This is a genomic window from Prevotella sp. HJM029 (assembly GCF_000599605.1).
Taxonomy (GTDB): Bacteria; Bacteroidota; Bacteroidia; order Bacteroidales; family Bacteroidaceae; genus Prevotella.
Window position 1 is genome coordinate 89329 of record NZ_KK082672.1, and the last position, 20348, is coordinate 109676.

Sequence of the window (20348 nt, forward strand, 5' to 3'; positions counted from 1 at the left end):
TTCAATAGGTGAAGTCATGTGTTATCTAAATTTCTTTGTGAGTGTTTGAATTTCGGTCTTCACTTCAGCTCGTTCATAGAGGATGCGATAGACGGTTTCGAGAATCGGCATATCTATTTGTAGCGTTTTATTGATTTCGTGCATACATTTCGTGCCGTAATAGCCTTCGGCAATCATTTCCATCTCAATTTGGGCACTTTTCACCGAATAGCCTCGACCAATCATTTTGCCAAAGGTGCGGTTACGGCTGAATTTGCTATAGGCTGTCACGAGCAAATCGCCCAAATAGGCGCTGTCGTCAATACACCGCGGCGTGGCATTTACCGCTTCGAGGAAATGGTTCATTTCTTGTATGGCGTTGGAAAGGAACACCGCTTGAAAGTTGTCACCATATTTTAGGCCGTTACAAATACCAGCGGCGATAGCATAAACATTCTTCAGCACGGCAGCATATTCAATGCCAACGATGTCGGTAGAGCATTGTGTTTTGATGAAAGCATTGTGTAGCAGTTTGGCCACAGCTTGTGCCTTTTTCTTGTCGGTGCAACCTATAGTGAGATAGGACAATCGTTCCAAGGCCACTTCTTCGGCATGTGAAGGGCCGCCAATACACGCAATATTGTCGTAAGGCACCTGCCACACCTGATGAAAATACTCCGAAACAATCATGTTTTCATCGGGCACAATCCCCTTGATGGCCGTCACGATGAGTTTATCGCGCAGAGGCACCGTCAACTTCTGAAGATGCTGTTTCAAATAGGGTGATGGCGTGACGAAGATAAGCGTGTCATATTGCGCCACAATGTCATCAAGATTGCTCGAGAAAGTAATCTCCTTTACATTGAAATGTGCGGTAGTTAGGTAGTCGGGGTTGTGGCCTAAACGCTTAAAAGCCTCAATGCGCTCGTCATGGCGCATATACCAACCGATGTGATGTGTGTGGTGCATCACCAACTTGGCAATGGCTGTGGCCCACGAACCGCTACCAATGATTGCTATGTTTCCGCAGCTATCCATTTGCGCCGTCAATCCACTTCTGAATATTTTCTAATGCAGGCTTTTCGTAGCCTAATTTATATTTCTTGTTGATCTCCAGCAATTTTTGTTGCAGGCCTTGCGCTTTCTCGTCTTTCAAATCGCTGATGAGGTTGAAACCTGCTTTACGCAACACATAGACCCAATCTTCGGCTACGCCCAAGGCCGCCCATTCCTTCACGCTGCTTTGCGGCAGTTTGGCTTCGGGTTTCATTTGCGGGAAGAGCAACACCTCTTGGATAAACTCCTTGCCTGTCATGAGCATGCAAAGACGATCGATGCCGATGCCGATGCCCGATGTGGGGGGCATGCCATATTGCAAGGCACGCAAAAAGTCCTGATCGATAATCATAGCCTCGTCGTCGCCTTTGTCGGCCAATTTCATTTGCTCTTTAAAACGTTCTTCTTGATCGATGGGGTCGTTGAGCTCAGAGTAGGCATTGGCCAGCTCCTTGCCGTTCACCATGAGTTCGAAACGCTCGGTGAGGCCGGGTTTCGAGCGGTGCATCTTCGTGAGCGGGCTCATCTCCACGGGATAATCGATGATGAAGGTGGGTTGGATGAAAGTGCCTTCGCAGAACTCACCAAAGATTTCGTCGATGAGCTTGCCTTTGCCAAACGAGGCGTCGATGCCTTCTAATTTCAGCTCGTCAACGGCAATATGGCGTATTTCGTCTTCGGTTTTATCCGACAAATCAAAGCCTGTCTTCTCCTTGATGGCCTCGAGAATGGGCAAACGGCGGAAGGGCGCTTTAAACGAAATGACGTTTTCGCCGTTCTTTACCTCGGTCGCGCCGTTGTTCACCGCGCGGCAAATGGTTTCTAACAGTTGCTCGGTGAAGCGCATCATCCAGTTGTAATCTTTATACTGAACGTAGAGCTCCATGCAGGTGAACTCGGGATTGTGGAACTTGTCCATGCCCTCGTTGCGGAAGTTTTTGCCAATTTCATACACGCCCTCGAGGCCACCCACAATCAGCCGCTTCAGATAGAGCTCGGTGGCGATGCGCATATACATGTCAACGTTGAGGGCATTGAAATGCGTGATGAATGGGCGTGCGCTGGCACCGCCAGCAATGCTTTGCAAGGTGGGCGTCTCCACCTCGGTGTAACCATGCTCGTCGAAGAAGTTGCGCATGGTTTTGAGCACGATAGCACGCTTGAGGAACGTGTCCTTCACACCCTCGTTGACCACCAAATCAACGTAGCGTTGACGGGCGCGTAGCTCGGGATCGTCGAATTTATCGTAGGCCACACCATCCTTATATTTCACGATGGGCAGCGGTTTGAGGCTTTTGCTCAGCAGAGTCAGCTCTTGGGCGTGCACGCTCACTTCGCCTGTCTGCGTGCGGAAGACAAACCCTTTCACGCCCACGAAATCGCCAATGTCTAAGAGTTTTTTAAACACCTTATTATATAAATCCTTGTCGTCGCCCGGGCAGATGTCGTCACGCGAGATGTAAACCTGAATGCGGCCACGGCTGTCTTGCAACTCCATGAAGCTGGCTTTTCCCATGATGCGGCGGCTCATCATGCGGCCTGCAATCACCACTTCGCGTTTCTCTTCGTCGGCATCGAATGCCTTTTTGATGTCAACCGAAAAAGCATTGGTGGGAAACTCGGCTGCTGGATAGGGATTGATGCCCATTTCCTTGAGCTCTTGAAGACATTGTCTGCGAACAATTTCCTGTTCGCTTAACTCTAAAATATTCATTGTTATTTCGTTGCTGTTTTTTATTTTCTGCATGCAAAAATACGAAAAAAAACTGAGTAACGTCGCCTTTTCTATGCCAGTCTTCGCTTTTTGAAAGTTTTTCGGCGGCTGAAATTGTATAAAATGCGATGAAACAATTTTGTATATTGTTTGCAGTTCGCCTGCAAAAACAATGCATTTTCGCGCGATTATTGCAGTTTACCTGCGAGTATTATGCAAATTTACATCTTATTTGCAGTTTACCTGCAAGCAATGTTCATATTTGTTTGCTATTCGCAGTTGTCCTGCAAATAGAACTCATATTTGCAAGTTATGTGCAGTTGTGCTGCAAGTATCATGCGTATCTGTGCATTATTTGCAGTTCACCTGCAAATATGATGCGTTTTTTTGTGTTCTTTACAGTTATCCTGCAAATAGAATATGGAAATAAGCATTGTTTGCAGTTGTCCTGCAAATGATGTGCAATCGTTGGAGAACGTGTTTCTTTATGAGAACAAGGCGGCACGCAATGGTTTCATTGCATGCCGCCTTGTTGCTGCTTTGCCCGAAGGGTTGGGGGATTATGCCGCTTTGTTTTTCTTGCTCGTAGCGTTTGGGATGGGGCTTGAAAGCTATTCTTTTGGTTCCTCTTGTATTGGGGGTATCTCATGCGTCACATAGCGTTGCCAATAAACCATGACGAGCGTGGTGAGCGGCAATGCTACGATGAGCCCAATGAAACCAAGCAGGGCGCCCCACACCGAGAGCGACAACAACAGAATGGCGGGATTGAGTCCCATGGCTTTGCCCATAATTTTTGGGGTTACAATCATGTCGGTAATCACCTGAACGACGGCAAAAACGAGTAGCGCCAAGCCGAAAACCACCCAGAAGCTTTGGCCCGTATTGGCGGCCTTGAGCATAGCTAAGAAGGCTGTGGGGACGAGGGCGAAGGTGTGCAAATAAGGCACCAAGTCGAGGATGCCGATTAAAATGCCTAAGCCGATGGCCATGGGAAAGCCGATGATGGTGAAGCCGATGCAGAACATAATGCCCATGCACAGCGCCACGAGCCCTTGGCCGCGAATGTAACTATTGAGTGCCGTCTTGGCGTCTTGTGACAGCTCGTGCCAAAAGGGACGATATTTCTTGGGAAAGATTTTAATCCAGTTGGCCGTGAGATATTCGTAGTCCAAGAGGATGAAAAACGTGTAGAGCAGCGTGATGAGCGATGCTACGATGCTGAGCAGGATGCTGGCCGTTTGGCTCACCAACGTGAAAACCTTGGGCATAGCGGTGTGGAGGGCGTCGCTGAAGTTCTTGCTATGCAGAAATTCGGTGATTTGTTTTTGGTTGCGTTCAATCCAGTTCGAGATATATTTTGTGAGGTCGTTGGTGTGGGTTGTTTGGTGTAACCATTGCGAGAGAATGTCCTGCACCTTGTTGGATTGCTCCATCATGGGCGGAATGATGAAATAGAGCATGCCGCCGATGACAACCACGACCATAAGGAAGGCCACGATGATGCTCAGTGCCCGTATGCGCAGATGGAGCCTATCTTCGATGAATTTCACAATCGGATAGAGCAAATAGGCCAACAGCCATGCGATGAAGAATGGCAGCAACACGCTGCTCAGATAGTTGAGTAGTAGCAGAACTGCAATGACAATGGCGCCGATGCCTGCCCAACGAATAAACCGGTCGAATGTAATCTCTTTCATCTTGAATGCTTTTTATTTTTCCTCGCGAATAGCCTTCTGGAAGCAATTTCGGCAAAGTGGCTCGTATTCTGTTTGCTCGCCCAGCATCACGCGGTGGGCATTGGCCACTAACCGATGGCTCACATAGGCTAATGCGCCACATTTCACGCAGATGGCGTGCACTTTAGTTACTTCATCGGCCACCGCGCAAAGTGCTGGTATTGGGCCAAAGGGCACTCCTTGGTAATCCATGTCTAATCCTGCTACAATCACCCGCACACCGCGGTTGGCCAGCGCATTGCACACGTCGACCAAGCCATCGTCGAAGAATTGTGCCTCGTCGATGCCCACTACGTCGATGTCGGCCGTGAGCAACATCAATGCCCCCGATGCGTCAATCGGCGTGGAATGAATGCTGTTCTGATCGTGACTCACCACGTCGTCTTCAGAGTAGCGTACGTCTATGGTTGGTTTGAAAATCTCAACCCGTTGTTTAGCAAACTTGGCACGCTTCATGCGGCGGATGAGTTCTTCGGTCTTTCCCGAGAACATCGAACCGCAAATCACTTCTATTCGTCCGCGACGACAGGTTTCTCCGATTGAATTTTCCATCATAATGTGTGCAAAGTTAAGAAAAAAAACGAAAACCCATCGGCTTGCATCTAAAAAGAAAAGCCGCCGCCATTGCCATGCGCGCAATTCTTTTGTTTTTAAAACATATCTTTTCAGTTGTATTGTTAGATTTTTAAAAATTGCAAAGAAACGCAGGCTTCTGTTGGGCGTCATGCAGATTTATTATATATTTGCGACACGATATGGGAACATTATATATTATACCCACGCCTGTTGGCAACATGGAAGATATGACGTTTCGAGCCATTCGCTTGTTGAAAGAAGCCGATTTGGTTTTGGCAGAAGATACCCGCACATCGAGTGTCTTGTTAAAGCATTATGACATAAAAAATCGGTTGATGGCACACCATAAATTCAATGAGCATGGCACGGCTGCTCCTATCGTAGAGCGTTTGAAGGCGGGTGAGACCATTGCTTTGGTGAGCGATGCCGGCACACCAGGCGTCAGTGACCCTGGATTTCTATTGGCGCGTGAGGCTGTTAAGGCAGGCATTGAAGTGCAAACCTTGCCTGGTGCCACAGCCTGCATTCCAGCTTTGATTTCGTCGGGCTTGCCTTGCGACCGTTTTTGTTTTGAAGGTTTCTTGCCGCAGAAGAAAGGTCGCCAAACTATTTTGCAAAGTTTGCAAAATGAGCCACGCACGATGGTATTTTATGAATCACCTCATCGGCTTGTGAAGACGCTCAAACAATTTGCCGAGGTCTTTGGCAACGACCGCCAAGTGAGTGTGGCGCGCGAAATCTCTAAGCTCCATGAGGAGCATGTGCGTGGCACTTTGGCTGAAGTTATTGCTCATTTTGAGGAAGCTTCACCACGTGGCGAAATTGTTATCACATTAGCCGGATGTAATGTAAAGAAAACTAAAGATAAACAATTAAAATTAGAGGAGTAAAAGTTATGAAAAAAATGCTATTCTTATCGGTCAGTGTTTTGTTGCTGACCTTTGCAAGTTGCAAACAAAACAAGAGTGAAAATGCCTCCAGTAATGCACACGAAAATGATTCCTTAGAGCAGATTTTGTCGCAGAAGGATTCTGAAATCAACGACATGATGGCTTTGATGAATGAGGTACAAGAGGGATTTCGGCAGATTAACGAAGCCGAGAATCGTGTCACCATTGCGAAAGATGGTGAGGGAGCTGACAAGAAACAAATGTTGCGTGACAATGTAAAATTCATTGCAGCAACGATGCAAAAGAATCGTGAGCTCATTGCAAAGTTGCGTCAACAGCTTTCATCGAGTTCGTTAAAAGGAACACAACTCAAGGCCACCATTGACAATTTGGTGAAGCAATTGGATGAGAAGGATCAGCAGTTGCAACAGTTGCGTGCCGATTTAGATGCCAAAGACATTCACATTGGGGAATTGGACGAAACCATTAGCAATCTCAATACGAATGTGAGCCACCTCACTACGGAGAGTAAACAGAAGACCGAGACCATCAATGCACAGGACAAACAGCTCAATACGGCCTGGTATGTGTTTGGAACAAAAAGCGAACTTAAGGAGCAACGCATCATCGCTGATGGAAAAGTATTGCAAGGCAACTTCAATAAGAACTATTTCACGAAGATTGATATTCGTGTAGATAAGGTTATCAAACTTTATTCAAAATCGGCTAAATTGCTTACCTTGCACCCTGCAAGCAGCTACACTTTGGCGCGCGATGCCAACAAGCAATTTGTGTTGACGATTACCAATCCTGAGATTTTCTGGAGCACAAGCAAATATTTGGTTATTCAAGTGAAATAGTGGGGATATCACTCGTCATTGTCCTTAGCCCATTTTTAGGGTGATGCAGTGCGAGCTAAATTCCAAAAATATTCAAAATAAAACCCGTTGAATAGTAAAGTGCTATCCAACGGGTTTTTGTTTTATGCTTCTTACCTGCAGTCGCTATGTTAATTTGAGCGTGCAAATAGCATGCGTCCGTTTCATGCCCCAAACGAGTTTGATGGCTTATGCTGTTACGAAACGTAGACGAAGGCTGTTGAGCACCACACTCACACTCGAGAAGGCCATGAGCGCGCTGGCCCAAAGGGGCGTGATTTGCCAGTCGATGCCGAAGGCATAGAGCACACCGGCAGCCAACGGAATGCAAATGAGGTTGTAGATGAAAGCCCAGAAAAGGTTTTGTGCAATCATCCGCACCGTGCGCTGACTCAGGTCGAAGGCGCGGGGAATGTTGCGCAGGTCATCGCCCATGAGCGTCACTTGTGCCACATCCATCGCCACATCGGTGCCTCGCCCAATGGCCATGCTCACGTCGGCCAAGGCTAGCGCCTGCGTGTCGTTGATGCCGTCACCAATCATGGCTACGGTGTGACCTTCGCGTTGCAACTGGCGCACAAGGTTCTCCTTGTCTTGTGGTAGCACCTTGCTTTGATAATGTTCAATACCAGCTTTGTTGGCCCAATAGTGGGCTGCCTCCTCTTTGTCGCCACTCATCATGTAGACCGCGATGCCACGTTCCTGCAAGGCTTTCATGGCTTCGGCCGCATGGGGCTTCAGGGTTTCGCGCGCTTCTAAATCAAGGTTGTCGGCTTTGGTGAAGTCGATGGCTTGATTGGGCAAAGTGAGTGTGCCCGTCTTGTCTATCACGATGGCATCAACCTTGCGCATGCGCTCCAAGGCGGTAGCATCCTTGATGAGCACTTGCAGTTCGGCAGCCTTACCGATGCCCACCATCAGCGCCGTCGGCGTGGCCAATCCCATGGCACACGGGCAGGCAATGACCAGCACAGCGATGGCCGAAAGGATGGCTTGTGGCAGATGATCCGCGCCGCCCGCAACGAGCCAGATGACGAAGGTGAGCAAGGCGATGGCCGTAACAACGGGCACAAACACGAGCGCCACCTTGTCAACGACGCGCTGCACAGGCGCTTTGCTGCTCTGGGCGGCTTGCACCATGCGGATGATTTGTGCCAAAGCGGTGTCTTCGCCAATCTGTTGTGCCTTCAATCGCAGCTTGCCTTGACTGGGGATGGTGCCTGCCAACACCCGACTCCCCACGCGCTTTTCGGCAGGAGTAGGCTCGCCCGTAATCATGCTCTCGTCGACATAGGCCGCATCGGCGGTCATAAAACTCTCGGCCTGCGTCACGATGCCGTCGACAGGTATCTTCTCGCCCGCGCGCACCTCTAACACATCGCCTTTCGCAATGGTGGCGATGGGCACCTCGTCCACGTGGTCGCCATCCACCAAACGTGCCGTTTTGGGTTGCATTCCCATGAGGCGGCGAATGGAAGCAGCGGTGGCATCCTTGGCACGTTCTTCTAACAGGCGCCCCGTGAGCACAAAGGTGATAATCATCACGCTGGCATCGAAATAGGTGTGCCATGCGATTCCACGACTACCCCACAGCGCATCGCCCCAGAAAGTGTTGATGCAGCTAAACACGAAGCTGATGCCGGTGGACAGCGCAACGAGCGTATCCATGTTGGCCGTGAGATGGCGCAACTGCTTAACGGCGTTGATAAAGAATTCGCGTCCGCAATACATGAAATTGGCCAATGCCAGCAATAAGGCCACTTGGTTGGCCATATCGCGGCTACCAAGTGGCAACCAATGCATGGAAATCGCCATGACCGAGAGGGCAAAGAGCCACGAAAGCAGCGTGCGCCGGCGCAGCAACGTGTAGGCGCGCTGCTCGATTTCGGCCACACTGCGGTCGTTCTCAATAACTAAGTCGTAGCCGATGTCGTTCACGGCCTGCTTCATTTTCTCCAACGAAATGGTGGTGGGGTCATAGTCGATGAGCGCCGAACGTCCCGGCAACGACACCGAAGCCGAGCTGATGCCAGCCAAGGAGTTGAGCTTTTTCTCAACGTTGGCCGAGCAAGCCGAGCAGGCCATGCCCACCACAGGGATAGTTTTCTTCATATGCGTTTACTCTAAAATCAGTTCATAATGCCCCGCCTCGTCAACGGCTTTCTTGATGGCTTCGGCCGAAACCTTTGCAGCATCGAAATCAACGGCCACGTTGGCGGCATCCAAATGCGCCTCAGCCTTTTCTACACCCGGCAAAGCCTGGATAGCCTCTTCCACATGTGCTTTGCAATGACTGCACTTCATTCCTTCAACTTTAAATGTTTTTGTTGCCATAATCTATTCTCCTTTGTTTTTTAATTTATCGTAGGCAAAGGTAGTGTGTTTTTGGGTAAGGCACATTACAAAATTGTGGATAGTTGTTACAATATTCTGTTACTATGGGATAGGCTTTTTCCAAATATTTCTTAATAGCATGGAGATTGCCGCAGAATTTGTGGTATATTTGCAAGCAAACTCATGCAAAAAACAAAGAATTATGACAGGAATTATTATTCTCATTGTCGTGGTGCTGTTGGCACTGTGGCTCATTTCGATTTACAATCGTTTGGTGAAGTTGCGGAATAACCGCGAGAATGCATTTGCTAACATCGACGTGCAGTTGAAGCAACGCCACGACCTTGTGCCGCAGTTGGTCGCAACGGTGAAGGGCTATGCCACACACGAGCGCGAATTGTTGGAGAAAGTGACGGAAGCACGCGCGCAAGCTATGGGCGCAACGACGATGGACGACAAGATAGCGGCCGAGAATTCGCTCACCGCAGCCTTATCGGGTTTAAAAGTTTCGTTGGAGGCTTATCCTGATTTGAAAGCCAACCAAAACTTTTTGCAATTACAAAACGAGCTGGCCGACATCGAGAATAAGTTGGCTGCTGTGCGTCGCTTCTTCAATTCGGCTACGCGCGAATTGAACAACGCTGTGCAAACCTTCCCATCGAACCTCATTGCGGGCATGTTTGGTTTTAAAACCGAACCGATGTTTGAAATACCCACCGAGCAACGCGCCGAATTGGACAAAGCACCCGAAGTAAAGTTCTGAGCCGATGGAATATGTAGGCATGCAAACGCAAATCAGCCGCAACAATCGCCTGACGTGGCTGTTGCTGGCAATGTTTCCGCTCATCATCCTGGCTGTGGTGTGGGCGTTCTTGGCGGTGCTCCACTATTTTGAAGGTGGCTATTACGATGTCAACGGCGAATGGACGAGCACGCTCGACGTGGCCACTGTGAATGCCTATTTCGTACAGGTGTTGCCGTGGGTAGTAGGCATCGTGGGTGTGTGGTTTGTCATAGCCTATTACAGCAATGTTTCGATGATTCAGCATGCCACAGGCGCGCGACCCATTAGTCGGCAGGAAAATCCACGCTTGTATAACATTGTGGAGAACCTCTGCATGACTTGCAACATGGATATGCCGAAGATTAACGTGGTCGATGACCCGCAACTCAACGCATTTGCGAGTGGCATCAATGCAAAGAGCTACACGGTGACGGTGACAACGGGGCTGATGGACTTGCTCGATGACGACGAATTGGCCGGCGTCATCGGCCACGAACTGACGCACATTCGCAACCACGATACGAAGCTGCTCATCGTGAGCATCGTGTTTGTGGGTATCATTTCAACCGTGATGTCGATGATGGTGCGCATCATGTATCATACATTTCTCTACGGAGGCCGCAGCAGCGGGCGCGGTAACAGCGAGCGTAGCAACCGCGGTGCAGGCATCATCGTGGTGATGCTCATCGGTTTGGTGCTTTGCGCCATCGCCTATCTCTTCACGCTACTCACGCGCTTTGCCATCTCACGCAAGCGCGAATACATGGCCGACGCGGGCGGGGCTGAGCTGTGTGGCAATCCGTTGGCATTGGCTTCGGCACTGCGCAAGATTGAACACAACCCGGGATTAGATAACGTTTCGCGGCCCGACGTGGCACAGCTGTTCATCATCCAGCCCGACGAGATGAAGCAAGGCATCATGGGTTTCATGAATTCGCTCTTCAGCACGCATCCCGATACCGCGAAACGCATCGCCATTTTAGAACAATTTTAATGAAACAAACCATTATGCGATTCCCCTTGCGCTGGGCTATGGCGCTGTTGCTCTTCGTCGTGATGGGACGAGAAGTCGCCATGGCACAGGCGCAATCGCCACGCAAAACAACGCCGCTGGTGGTGATGTTGGGCGACGAGCGCACCTCACAAGCGGGCAACTGGAATAAACTTTTGGGTTGGAAAGGGGTGCAAAATGCAGGCGTGGCCGGCGAGACGCTTGCTGAGACGGGTGCACGCCTGAACACCATTTTGCAGCGCAAACCGCAAGCTATTTATGTGATGCTTGGCTGGCAGGAGGTGTGTGCAGGAGCATCGGCCGACGAAATCTTTGCCGCGTGCCAAACGCTGATTGACCGCATCTGGGCACACGCCGCCACGACGAAGCTGTATGTGCTGAGCCTGCTGCCCATCAACGAGCGGCTGACTACCGACAAAAACTTGATCGATAAGAGTGCGGTGGTGGCCGAAGTGAACCAAAAGTTGCGCCACTATTGCCAAACGAACCACATTGCCTACATCAACTTGTTCAAACAATTTGTGTTCCACGGCACCTACACGCTGCAAGATGCACTCACCACCGACGGCGTGCATCTCGCGCCCATGGCCTACAAGCGCTGGGCTTTTTTCCTGAAAAAGTTCACCGCCACAGCCGAGCAATCTTAATCCCTCGGGGAAAACACCTGTTGCATGACATTGGCTGGCGCACGATGATGCGCCAGTTCGTTTTTCATGAAGTCCATATAGGGTGCCGCATGCGCAAAGAACTGCCGATAGCCCGCACAAAGATAATTCAGGCCGGGCTGGCCATAACAATCGGTCAGGAAGCGGTTGCGCGGGCACTCCCCATGACAAGCAAACTCAAACCGGCACTCGCGGCACTGCCGTGGCAACTGCTCGTGCTTCAAGCGCGCGAAGGCTTGCTGCTTTGTGCCATACATCATTTCGCAGAGCGTCTGGTGGTTGAGATTGCCCAACCGATGCTCGGGAAACACGAAATGGTCGCACGAATACACATCGCCGTTATACTCCATCACGCCCGCGTGGCCACATTCCTTGGCCAACGTGCAGACGCCCGGCGCCACGCCCACCCAGTTGGCCAAGGTGGCATCGAAAAGCTGAATGAAATAGTCGCCCACATCATGGTGCACCCACGCATCGAACAGCTGGCAAAGAAAGCGCCCCCACTGTTGCGGCGTAACCGAGAAATCGGTCAGCGTGCCGCCCATCTGTGTGCCAGCTGCCAGCGTGAGGCCGTCGTCACGCGTCACCATGCGCTCCACCACGGGTGTGAATTGGATGTAGTGGCAGCCGATGGATTTAAAAAAATCGTAGAAAGCCAACGGCTCATCGGCATTGAGATGGTTGACCACGGCCAGCGCGTTCCATTCCACCCCATGCTTGTTGAGCAAACGAATGCCGCGCATCACCTGCCCAAACGAGGGTCGCCCGGCGGCGGTGCGCCGATAGGCATCGTGAAAATCCTGCCCGCCATCGATGGACACGCCCACCAGAAAGTTGTTTTCTTTGAAAAACGCGCACCATTCATCGGTCAGCAACGTGCCATTGGTCTGAATGGCATTGTCGATTTGTCGCCCCTGCGCATAACGCTTTTGCAGCGCCAACGCCCGCCGATAAAACGAGATGGGGCGCATCAAAGGCTCGCCGCCATGCCAGGTGAAGAGAATTTGCGGCGTGAGTTGCGCCTCGATATACTGCTGGATGAAGCGCTCGAGCAGCGCGTCGCTCATCACGTGGTGCGTGGGCTCGGCATAAAGACCGCTCTTTTCTAAGTAATAACAATATTGGCAGCGCAGGTTGCAATGCGACCCGGCCGGCTTCACCATGACATACATGGGGCGCGAAAAAGGAGCTATCGTTGGCATCGAAGATGATTTTTTTAGTTGCCTACAAAGGTACGGCTTTTCGGTCGTCGCCAACACTTTTCGTTGTGGAAAAACGCCGCGTCGGAATTTCCCGATGACCCATTTTTTTTCATTTTTGGCCTTGCTATTTTTCCAGCAAGCCCATTTTTTTGATTTTTAGCCCTGCTATTTTTCCAGCAGCCCCATTTTTTTCATTTTTGGCCTTGCTATTTTTCCAGCAAGCCCATTTTTTTGATTTTTAGCCTTGCTATTTTTCCAGCAAGCCCATTTTTTTCATTTTTAGCCTTGCTATTTTTCCAGCAAGCCCATTTTTTTCATTTTTAGGCCTGCTATTTTTCCAGCAGCCCCATTTTTTTCATTTTTAGGCCTGCTATTTTTCCAGCAAGCCCATTTTTTTCATTTTTGCCGCGACTTACGCGTAAGCAGCTCTGCTTTTTGCTTTTTTGCCTTGACTTACGCATAAGCAGCCCTGCTTTTTGCTTTTTTGCGTTGACTTACGCGTAAGCAGCCCTTCTTTTTGATTTTTTGCGTTGACTTACGCGTAAGCCACCCTTCTTTTTGCTTTTTTGCCTTGACTTACGCATAAGCAGCCCTTCTTTTTGATTTTTTACCTCGACTTACGCGTAAGCAGGCTCATTTTTTTTATTTTCAGGCCGACTTACGCGTAAGCTACGCCAAACGAGGCGTCATTGCGCCTGCCGTTCGCGCTCGCGTTGCAAAATGCCTTGCAGTTTAAACACCTCTTCGGGATGTTGCAACGCCACATTGTCGCGCTCATAAGGGCTGGCCGTCATGTCGTAGAGTTGCGGCGTGGGCGCGTTGCCCGTTTCAATCTTCGGCCCCCACGTAATCATTTTCGGCCCGTCGTGGGGCTCGATGTAGCGCCAATGGGGCGTGCAGACCGAGAGCACATGCGCGCTCGACTGGCCAAGCACGTAGTTGCGGCCGATGCTGTCGGTGCCCAAGAAGGCGGGCAGATAGTTGCGGCTGTCGGGCGCACTGCCCTTGGGGAGCGTGGCGCCGATGAGCGTTTGCAGCGAGGCGAAGAGGTCGATTTGGCTGAGCAAGGCCTTCGATTTCATGCCACGGGGCACACGGGCAGGCCAGCTCACGATGAGTGGCACGGCGGTTCCGCCCTCGAAAGCGCTGTATTTGTTGCCGCGAAATGGGCCGGCGGGACGATGGCCGTGCAACAATTCCTCGGCTTGGTCTTGATAGCCATCGTCGACCACGGGGCCATTGTCGCTCGTGAGAATGATGAGCGTGTTGTCGGCAAGGCCCAACTGGGCGAGGGTTTTCATGATTTCGCCCACCGACCAGTCGAATTGCACGATGGCATCGCCGCGCAAGCCCATTTGGCTTTTGCCGCGAAAACGTGCGTGGGGAAAGCGGGGCACGTGGACATCGTTGGTGGCAAAATATAGGAAGAAAGGCTCGTTGCGGTGGCCTTTGATGAAGTTCACGGCGTGGCTGACGATGGAGTCGGCAATGTTTTCGTCCTTCCACAGCGCCTTTCCGCCGCCTTTCATGTAGCCAATGCGGCCGATGCCGTTGACAATCGACATGTCGTGGCCATGGCTCGAGCGCAAGTTGTAGAGCAGTTCGGGGTGCGTGGCACCGGTGGGTTCGCCGTCGAAATTGCGCTTGTAGCTCACCGATATGGGATGCTCGACGTCGTAATTGGCCACGCGTCCGTTCTCGATAAACACGCAAGGCACGCGGTCAGCCGTGGCAGCCATGATGTAATCATAATCAAAGCCAATATCGTGGAGCGCTTGCGGCAGCGGCGCATTCCAGTCTTGCTCGCCCGCCTTGTCGCCCAATCCTAAGTGCCATTTGCCGATGGCGGCGGTGGCGTAGCCCTTACTCTTAAACATATCGGCCAGCGTGAACTGGCTGGGCCGAATAATCATGCTCGCATTGCCCGCCGCAATATCGGTGTCGTTGCGTCGCCAAGCATATTCGCCCGTGAGCAACGAGTAGCGCGATGGGGTGCTTGTGGCGGCAATGGCGTGGCCGTTGGTGAACTGGATGCCCGCTTGTGCGAGCCGATTGACATGGGGCGTCTCAACTCCTTTGGCACCATAGCACTGCAAGTCGCCGTAGCCCAAATCGTCGGCTAAGATGACAATCACGTTGGGCAGCTTGCGGTTTGTGTCGGCATTGCCCTTCCGCTTCGCCATCGTGAGCAAAGGAAAACTCGCTGCAGAGGTGAGCAAAGCCACCGTGAAGATGTTTTTATTCATGGTTTTCCGACGCCTTTGGTTTTTCCTTCAGCACCAATGACGCAACAATGCTAATCGTAATCACCGCGATGATGAAGAAGAGTGAACCCACGGCACTGATTTCAACATACTTGTGGATGAGCAGTTTCACGCCAATGAAAAGTAGCAAAAGGCTTACTCCCACTTTCAGATAGCGGAACTTATCGGCTACCGCAGCCAATAAAAAGAACATGGCGCGCAGGCCGAGGAGCGCAAAGATATTGGAGAAGAACACCACATAGGGGTCGAGCGACACCGAGAAGATGGCGGGAATGCTATCGAAAGCAAAGATGATGTCGCTGAATTCAATTACAATGACGGTGATGAGGAGTGGCGTGAGGCAGAGCAAACCATGTTGTCCGTGTTCCACCAAGGTGTAGGTGGAGCCTTGCTTTTTGGCACGCACAAAGAAGTGATCGCCCACGAAATGAGGATAGACATGGAAATATTTCGATAGAAATTTCACCATGGGGTGGTGTTGCACATCCATTTGTTCTTGTTTGTTGCGGTCGAGATACATCTTTATTCCGCTGTATACGAGGAATAGACCAAAGATGAGCAACACCCATTCGAAGCGCTGAATGATGGCAGCACCTGCGAAGATGAAGATGAAGCGCAGCACGATAGCCCCCAGAATTCCCCAGTTGAGCACGTGCTGATATTCGGTGTTCTTAACGCCAAACGAGGCAAAAATCATCATCATGACAAAAAGATTGTCCACCGAAAGGGTTTTCTCGATGAGATAGCCCGAAAGATAGGAGATGGTCATGTAGTGGCGATAGCTTTGCACGCTGGCCTCAAAATGGTTGGGATCGAGCGTTAAGTGGCGTGCATACTTCGCCGCAACAGTCTGCAAATCGGCATAGTTTTGAATGCCATGCACCATGTCGCCAAAGAACCAAAGGAAGGCCGAGAACACCAAAGCCAAACCAATCCAAACGAAGGTCCACGTGGCAGCTTCTTTTATACTTACGACATGGGCTTTTCGATCGATAACCAACATGTCGAGCACCAAGATGGCAATGATGAATGCAACAAAGCCTATGAGAAAAATATTTTCGATAGAGAACATACGATTAAGATAATCCAAGAAGTTGTTTGAGTTGATTTTCGCGCCACAATGCGTAGAAAGTGGTGCCAAAGAAAGCGGCGAGCAGCAACACCAACAGGATGCGGCTACCATGTGGTCCCGCCTTTTGGATGGGGACGGTGGCACTCTGAAGCGTGATGAAAGCAGGCGTCACGTCTTGCAATTTTGCATAGGCCGATTGCAAGTTGGCCGCCAAAGAGTTGTAGGTGTTGAACTGCAACTGCATGTCATTTTCCAAATCTTCGCCTTTACTGCGCACACTTTCAAGAATTAAATCCTGGTTGCTATCGCTGAACGAGCCATATAGTTGGCGTGCCTTTTCATAGCGTTGTTTCGCCTCAAGGCACAGCCGCTTCGTACTCTCCAAATCGTTGCGTGCTTTGTTCGTGCGATATTTTGTAATGAATTCTTGTAGACGTGCCTGTACCGAATCGGCCATTGTAGCGGCAATCAGTGGGTCTTGGTCGGTGACATTGATGGTGATGACGCCCGTTTTCTCATCGACATCACACACCACATTCCTTTGAATTTGCAGCATGATGGCTGTTTGTTGGCGTGTCAGCATAAAGGTGTTGAGCTTCTGCTTTCCGATGGTGTCTTTCGAGGCTAAGAGCCTGCTCCACCAGGGTTTCACTTGGTTGCGCAGCAAATAGTCATAATAGGTCATCATCTTCGTGTTGTCCTTGCGATGCACTTTAATATCAAAGAGACTGGCTTTGAAGTCTACCGAATTCATGAGGTCGGGATAGAGGTTGGGCGTAATGGCATCGGCATCTTTCGAGCTGCTTCCTCCTATGCGCATGCCGAAAGTCGATGCTAACGAACTCAGCGCGCTGCTACCCGATGTTCCTGAAGCTAATTCGGGTGCCAGTGTCACCTGGCATGTATAATAGGGTGGGAGAGAAAGAGCGATAACCACGCCAATGATTGCAGCTACAGCAAGTGACAGAATATAGGCAAGTTTATGCTTCAGTAGTGCTGTAAACAATGCTTTGAAATCAATGGCTGCATTGTCGCTCTCTAAATCTGGCTTTATAGGGTTGTTATCTTCGTTCATAATGAATATTTAGTGTTTACGGATGACATTACTTTATTTGATGATATGTGCAATGGAAGCAACTAAAGTAGCCAAAGAAGCAATGCTGGTGCTGATGCTGAGGAAGCCTGCCAGCCCGTTCCCCGTTGGTTTGGGTTTGCTGGGTACCACAATTTCACAGCCAGGTTCAATCTTATGTTTTCCAGCCTCGCTCACTGTTCCGTTTTGATAGATGATAAACGTTTTTGATTTCTTGGCGCGATTGCCAAATCCACCCGCTTGATTGATGTAATAACGATAGCCCTTACCGGCTTCGTATGCCACCGTGTTGGGATACATCACGTCTCCGGCTATCTTCACGGTTCCGTTGTATTCGGGTACAAACAAGCGATCACCTTCGCGCAACACAAGGTCGAAGTTAGAGCCAGGGTTTTCAATAGCTTTATCTAATTGAATGCCTACATAATAGGTTCTGGCCGAGTCGAGCATGTGTACGTTGATTGAGTCTCTGTCGTTTTGGCTGTTCACCAAGCGCATCACGCTCTGCATGCGAATGCGCTCCTCTTCATTAATCACGCGCTCCAAACGCGCACCACGAATATAAGCCTCGGTAGTGATGCCACCAGCCATCTTCACCAAATCGCTCAGCCGTGTGTTCTTCTGTGGCAAGGTGTAGCTACCTTCAAAGTTCACTTCGCCACGCACCTGCACATTACGTTGTGTCTGATAGCCTGGGCTACGCCGCACATAAACCTCATCAAAAGGCTCAAGTGTGAACCCTTGCTTACCACTGATAACAAAACCATCTTTAAGGGTGAGAGTGAATGTCTGCGCAATCTGCTTACCTGAGACGGTCGCACCTGCATTGGCGATGCGCCGAGAGACGTCCACACGTGCCGTAGAAGCAGCATCTGTAAGGCCACCTGCCTGCATAATAAAGTCCTCAATGGTTTCGTTGTCAGCATAGGGGTAGGTTCCAGGGAAGAGCACTTCGCCGTGGATGGTGAGTGTGCGGGCCTTCATGCGGTCGCTCTGTGTGGGAATAAAGAGCACATCTTCGTTTTGCAATGGAATGTCGGCGGCCGTTCCCTCCATAATTCCTTTCACATCAACAGCTATTACCTCTAACGAACGGTCGGCCTTCATGCGATGTAACACAGCGTGTTCGGCATAGGCATCCTCGGTAGTTCCTTCGGCATGTTGAATGAGTGTGCGTACACTATTGATGTCTTTGCCCAATTGGTAAATGCCTGGACGAAACACTGCGCCTGTCACCTCAATGCGATTCTCATAGCGATTGAGAATGGTATCGACCGAAACCTGGTCGCCATCAGTCACACGAAAATTGTTCATCTCGAATTCATTCACATTGAACACCGATTTTCCTTTGCCCGAAGCACGTAGCAACCGAACCGATTTTTTATAGGCATCGCCTGCAAAGCCACCCGCATAGCGCAACAAGGTGCTCACACTTTCGTTGCGTCGCATCTCGTAGGTCATCGGGCGTTTTACTGCACCTTGCACGTCAACCAGGCAGTCATAAGGGCCTACAACGATGACATCATTATCATGCAAGCGAATATTGCCCACCAAACGCCCATTGAGAATGTAGTCATACACATCGACCACCGTTACTAAACGCCCACCACGATAAACCTTGATATTGCGCAGTGTGCCCAGCTGGTTGATGCCCCCCGCCATGTAAAGTGCATGGAAAACACTGGCAAAAGCGCTGATCGTATAGGTGCCAGGCACCTTCACTTCACCCATTACGTTCACAATGATGGTGCGCGTCTGCCCCACAGTGGTTTGAATTTGACTGCTGCTGAAACGTGTTCCCAGTGTGCGACGTATCTTATCGTTGGCTGCAGCCACGGTCATGCCACTCACAGCAATGGGACCATAGCCAGGAACCGTCACCGTTCCTTCGGGCGAAACAACCAATGTCTCTGTCTTTTGTGAAGCGCCAAAAATGTTAATCACAACTTCGTCACCCGGACCAATCGTATAGTTGGTGGGTGTCGCAATATTCATATTAGGCTCGAAGCTCAGCAGTTTATTATTAAAAATGTCACGACCAAACACTTTTCTCCCATCAGGAGTCAGTGCTTCAGCCAGTAATCCCATTTGTGCTAAAGAATCGTTGCGCTCGGCCAGGCGATTGGCATTAGCGTTGGAATACGAAAAGTTGGGTGCTGTATTGTTTTGCTGTCGCGAACTAATGTCATTGTTATTGCGTAGCAAAGTAGCTTTGTTTGCATTGTTATTTACACCATTTTGCCCAGTATTTTGTTGTTGATATTGATCGCGGATGCGGCGTATCTGACTAATGTCCACTCCTCGTTGCATTAATTTTGTTACGATTTGTGCATTCGAGGTGCCAGCTTTCACCTCTCTTTGATAGAAGGACAAGACCTGACTATCGTTCATTTGTGCATATGAAGTGAGTGTGCAAAGGCAGAGTAGGAAGCCCCCAAGAAGTCGCTTCACCGCTATATCAATCGTTTTATTCATCATGTCGGCGCAATGGTTTGTTTTGAATTTGTTGCAAATTTATAAAAAAATGTGTGGCTTTAAAAATCTTTTCCCTGAAATTAGCCTTCAACACTTCTTTTTATACGATTAACTTTTGTATGATTTTTTGTTCCAGAAGGAGGATATCGCGGTTGGTGCTATATAATAAAAAAGCTACACATACAGAGTGATGTGTAGCCTTTTTGGGGTATGTCGTTCCTTTTCGGTAGAGGAACGAAGTTTAAAAAGATAGTGCTTTTACAAGAGAGTTTTGAACTTCTCTTCGATGATGTTTTTGTTGGCTGCGCCTACAAATTTGTCAACAAGCTCACCATTTTTGAAGAAAAGGATGGTGGGGATGTTACGTACTCCATAGGCTGCAGCAATTTCATCATTTTCTTCGACATCACATTTGCCTACAACTAATTTACCATCATAGTCTTTTGCTAACTCAGAAATGATAGGACCCACCATGCGACAAGGCCCACACCAAGTAGCCCAGAGGTCGACTACTAAGGGTAAATCACCATTTTTGTAGCTCTCGAAATTCTCGTTTGTAATAGTTACTTCCATTTTTTATTCTTTTTTTTATTGTTAATATAATCGATGTTGATA

At 49.7% G+C, this 20348-nt stretch carries 19 protein-coding genes; 6 read left to right on the forward strand and 13 right to left on the reverse strand.

Annotated elements, in window-relative coordinates:
• Nucleotides 1-21: 21 nt before the first annotated feature.
• A complete protein-coding gene (locus X919_RS0111375; protein WP_028900218.1) occupies nucleotides 22-1017 on the reverse strand; it encodes an NAD(P)H-dependent glycerol-3-phosphate dehydrogenase in 996 nt (331 codons plus the stop codon).
• On the reverse strand, nucleotides 1010-2749 hold the full coding sequence (lysS, locus tag X919_RS0111380) for a lysine--tRNA ligase (RefSeq protein ID WP_028900219.1): 1740 nt from the start codon (nucleotides 2747-2749) through the stop codon (nucleotides 1010-1012). Before lysS ends, X919_RS0111375 begins: the two co-directional genes overlap by 8 nt.
• Nucleotides 2750-3169: 420 nt before the next feature.
• Between lysS and X919_RS0111385 the strand changes: the two genes are divergently transcribed.
• Nucleotides 3170-3409 carry a hypothetical protein gene (locus X919_RS0111385; RefSeq protein WP_028900220.1) on the forward strand — a complete coding sequence of 80 codons (240 nt, stop codon included), beginning with the start codon at nucleotides 3170-3172 and terminating at the stop codon, nucleotides 3407-3409.
• Here the strand turns inward: X919_RS0111385 and X919_RS0111390 are convergent.
• Nucleotides 3361-4449 carry an AI-2E family transporter gene (locus X919_RS0111390; RefSeq protein WP_028900221.1) on the reverse strand — a complete coding sequence of 363 codons (1089 nt, stop codon included), beginning with the start codon at nucleotides 4447-4449 and terminating at the stop codon, nucleotides 3361-3363. The two genes, X919_RS0111385 and X919_RS0111390, sit on opposite strands and share 49 nt — an antisense overlap.
• Nucleotides 4450-4461: 12 nt before the next feature.
• Nucleotides 4462-5043: a thymidine kinase gene (locus X919_RS0111395; protein WP_028900222.1), complete on the reverse strand. Its 582-nt coding sequence runs from the start codon at nucleotides 5041-5043 to the stop codon at nucleotides 4462-4464.
• A 200-nt stretch (nucleotides 5044-5243) separates the two neighbouring features.
• On the opposite strand from X919_RS0111395, the gene rsmI reads away from it, so the two are divergent.
• On the forward strand, nucleotides 5244-5954 hold the full coding sequence (rsmI, locus tag X919_RS0111400; RefSeq protein WP_028900223.1) for a 16S rRNA (cytidine(1402)-2'-O)-methyltransferase: 711 nt from the start codon (nucleotides 5244-5246) through the stop codon (nucleotides 5952-5954).
• Between the two features lie 5 nt (nucleotides 5955-5959).
• Nucleotides 5960-6814, forward strand: coding sequence for a Cbp1 family collagen-binding glycoprotein adhesin (locus X919_RS0111405; protein ID WP_028900224.1), 855 nt, complete (start codon nucleotides 5960-5962; stop codon nucleotides 6812-6814).
• A gap of 207 nt (nucleotides 6815-7021) precedes the next feature.
• On the opposite strand, the gene X919_RS0111410 is transcribed toward X919_RS0111405, so the two are convergent.
• Both X919_RS0111410 and X919_RS0111415 read right to left on the reverse strand, forming a co-directional pair.
• Nucleotides 7022-8944: a heavy metal translocating P-type ATPase gene (locus X919_RS0111410; protein ID WP_028900225.1), complete on the reverse strand. Its 1923-nt coding sequence runs from the start codon at nucleotides 8942-8944 to the stop codon at nucleotides 7022-7024.
• Nucleotides 8945-8950: 6 nt separating this feature from the next.
• Entirely contained in the window at nucleotides 8951-9166 is a 216-nt protein-coding gene (locus X919_RS0111415; RefSeq protein WP_028900226.1) for a heavy-metal-associated domain-containing protein, read from the reverse strand.
• A gap of 202 nt (nucleotides 9167-9368) precedes the next feature.
• Here X919_RS0111415 and X919_RS0111420 point away from each other — a divergent pair, with 202 nt between their 5' ends.
• Genes X919_RS0111420 through X919_RS0111430 form a run of 3 tightly spaced genes read left to right on the forward strand, consistent with a single transcriptional unit; the run spans nucleotide 9369 to nucleotide 11609 of the window.
• Nucleotides 9369-9929, forward strand: coding sequence for a LemA family protein (locus X919_RS0111420; protein WP_004380170.1), 561 nt, complete (start codon nucleotides 9369-9371; stop codon nucleotides 9927-9929).
• A gap of 4 nt (nucleotides 9930-9933) precedes the next feature.
• Entirely contained in the window at nucleotides 9934-10944 is a 1011-nt protein-coding gene (locus X919_RS0111425) for a M48 family metallopeptidase (protein ID WP_028900227.1), read from the forward strand.
• The gene (locus X919_RS0111430; RefSeq protein ID WP_051502520.1) at nucleotides 10944-11609 is read left to right on the forward strand and encodes a GDSL-type esterase/lipase family protein; all 666 of its coding nucleotides are present in this window, start codon (nucleotides 10944-10946) and stop codon (nucleotides 11607-11609) included. The genes X919_RS0111425 and X919_RS0111430 overlap by 1 nt, the downstream gene beginning before the upstream one ends.
• Here X919_RS0111430 and X919_RS0111435 read toward each other — a convergent pair.
• The 7 genes from X919_RS0111435 to trxA all read right to left on the reverse strand — a co-directional run bounded on the left by X919_RS0111435 (nucleotide 11606) and on the right by trxA (nucleotide 20306).
• Complete coding sequence (locus X919_RS0111435) at nucleotides 11606-12829, reverse strand: anaerobic sulfatase-maturation protein (RefSeq protein WP_028900229.1); 1224 nt, start codon at nucleotides 12827-12829, stop codon at nucleotides 11606-11608. The two genes, X919_RS0111430 and X919_RS0111435, sit on opposite strands and share 4 nt — an antisense overlap.
• A 329-nt stretch (nucleotides 12830-13158) precedes the next feature.
• Complete coding sequence (locus X919_RS17385) at nucleotides 13159-13290, reverse strand: hypothetical protein (RefSeq protein WP_256380404.1); 132 nt, start codon at nucleotides 13288-13290, stop codon at nucleotides 13159-13161.
• A 225-nt stretch (nucleotides 13291-13515) separates the two neighbouring features.
• Nucleotides 13516-15075, reverse strand: a complete 1560-nt coding sequence (locus tag X919_RS0111440) for a sulfatase family protein (protein WP_028900230.1) — start codon at nucleotides 15073-15075, stop codon at nucleotides 13516-13518.
• Nucleotides 15068-16165, reverse strand: coding sequence for a TerC/Alx family metal homeostasis membrane protein (locus X919_RS0111445; protein WP_028900231.1), 1098 nt, complete (start codon nucleotides 16163-16165; stop codon nucleotides 15068-15070). The genes X919_RS0111440 and X919_RS0111445 overlap by 8 nt, the downstream gene beginning before the upstream one ends.
• 4 nt (nucleotides 16166-16169) lie before the next feature.
• Entirely contained in the window at nucleotides 16170-17240 is a 1071-nt protein-coding gene (locus tag X919_RS0111450; protein ID WP_028900232.1) for a Wzz/FepE/Etk N-terminal domain-containing protein, read from the reverse strand.
• A gap of 33 nt (nucleotides 17241-17273) precedes the next feature.
• Nucleotides 17274-19736 (reverse strand): SLBB domain-containing protein, encoded by a 2463-nt coding sequence (locus X919_RS0111455; protein ID WP_155949720.1) that lies wholly within the window; start codon nucleotides 19734-19736, stop codon nucleotides 17274-17276.
• 255 nt (nucleotides 19737-19991) lie between these two features.
• Nucleotides 19992-20306 (reverse strand): thioredoxin, encoded by a 315-nt coding sequence (gene trxA / locus X919_RS0111460; protein ID WP_028900234.1) that lies wholly within the window; start codon nucleotides 20304-20306, stop codon nucleotides 19992-19994.
• Nucleotides 20307-20348: the final 42 nt, after the last annotated feature.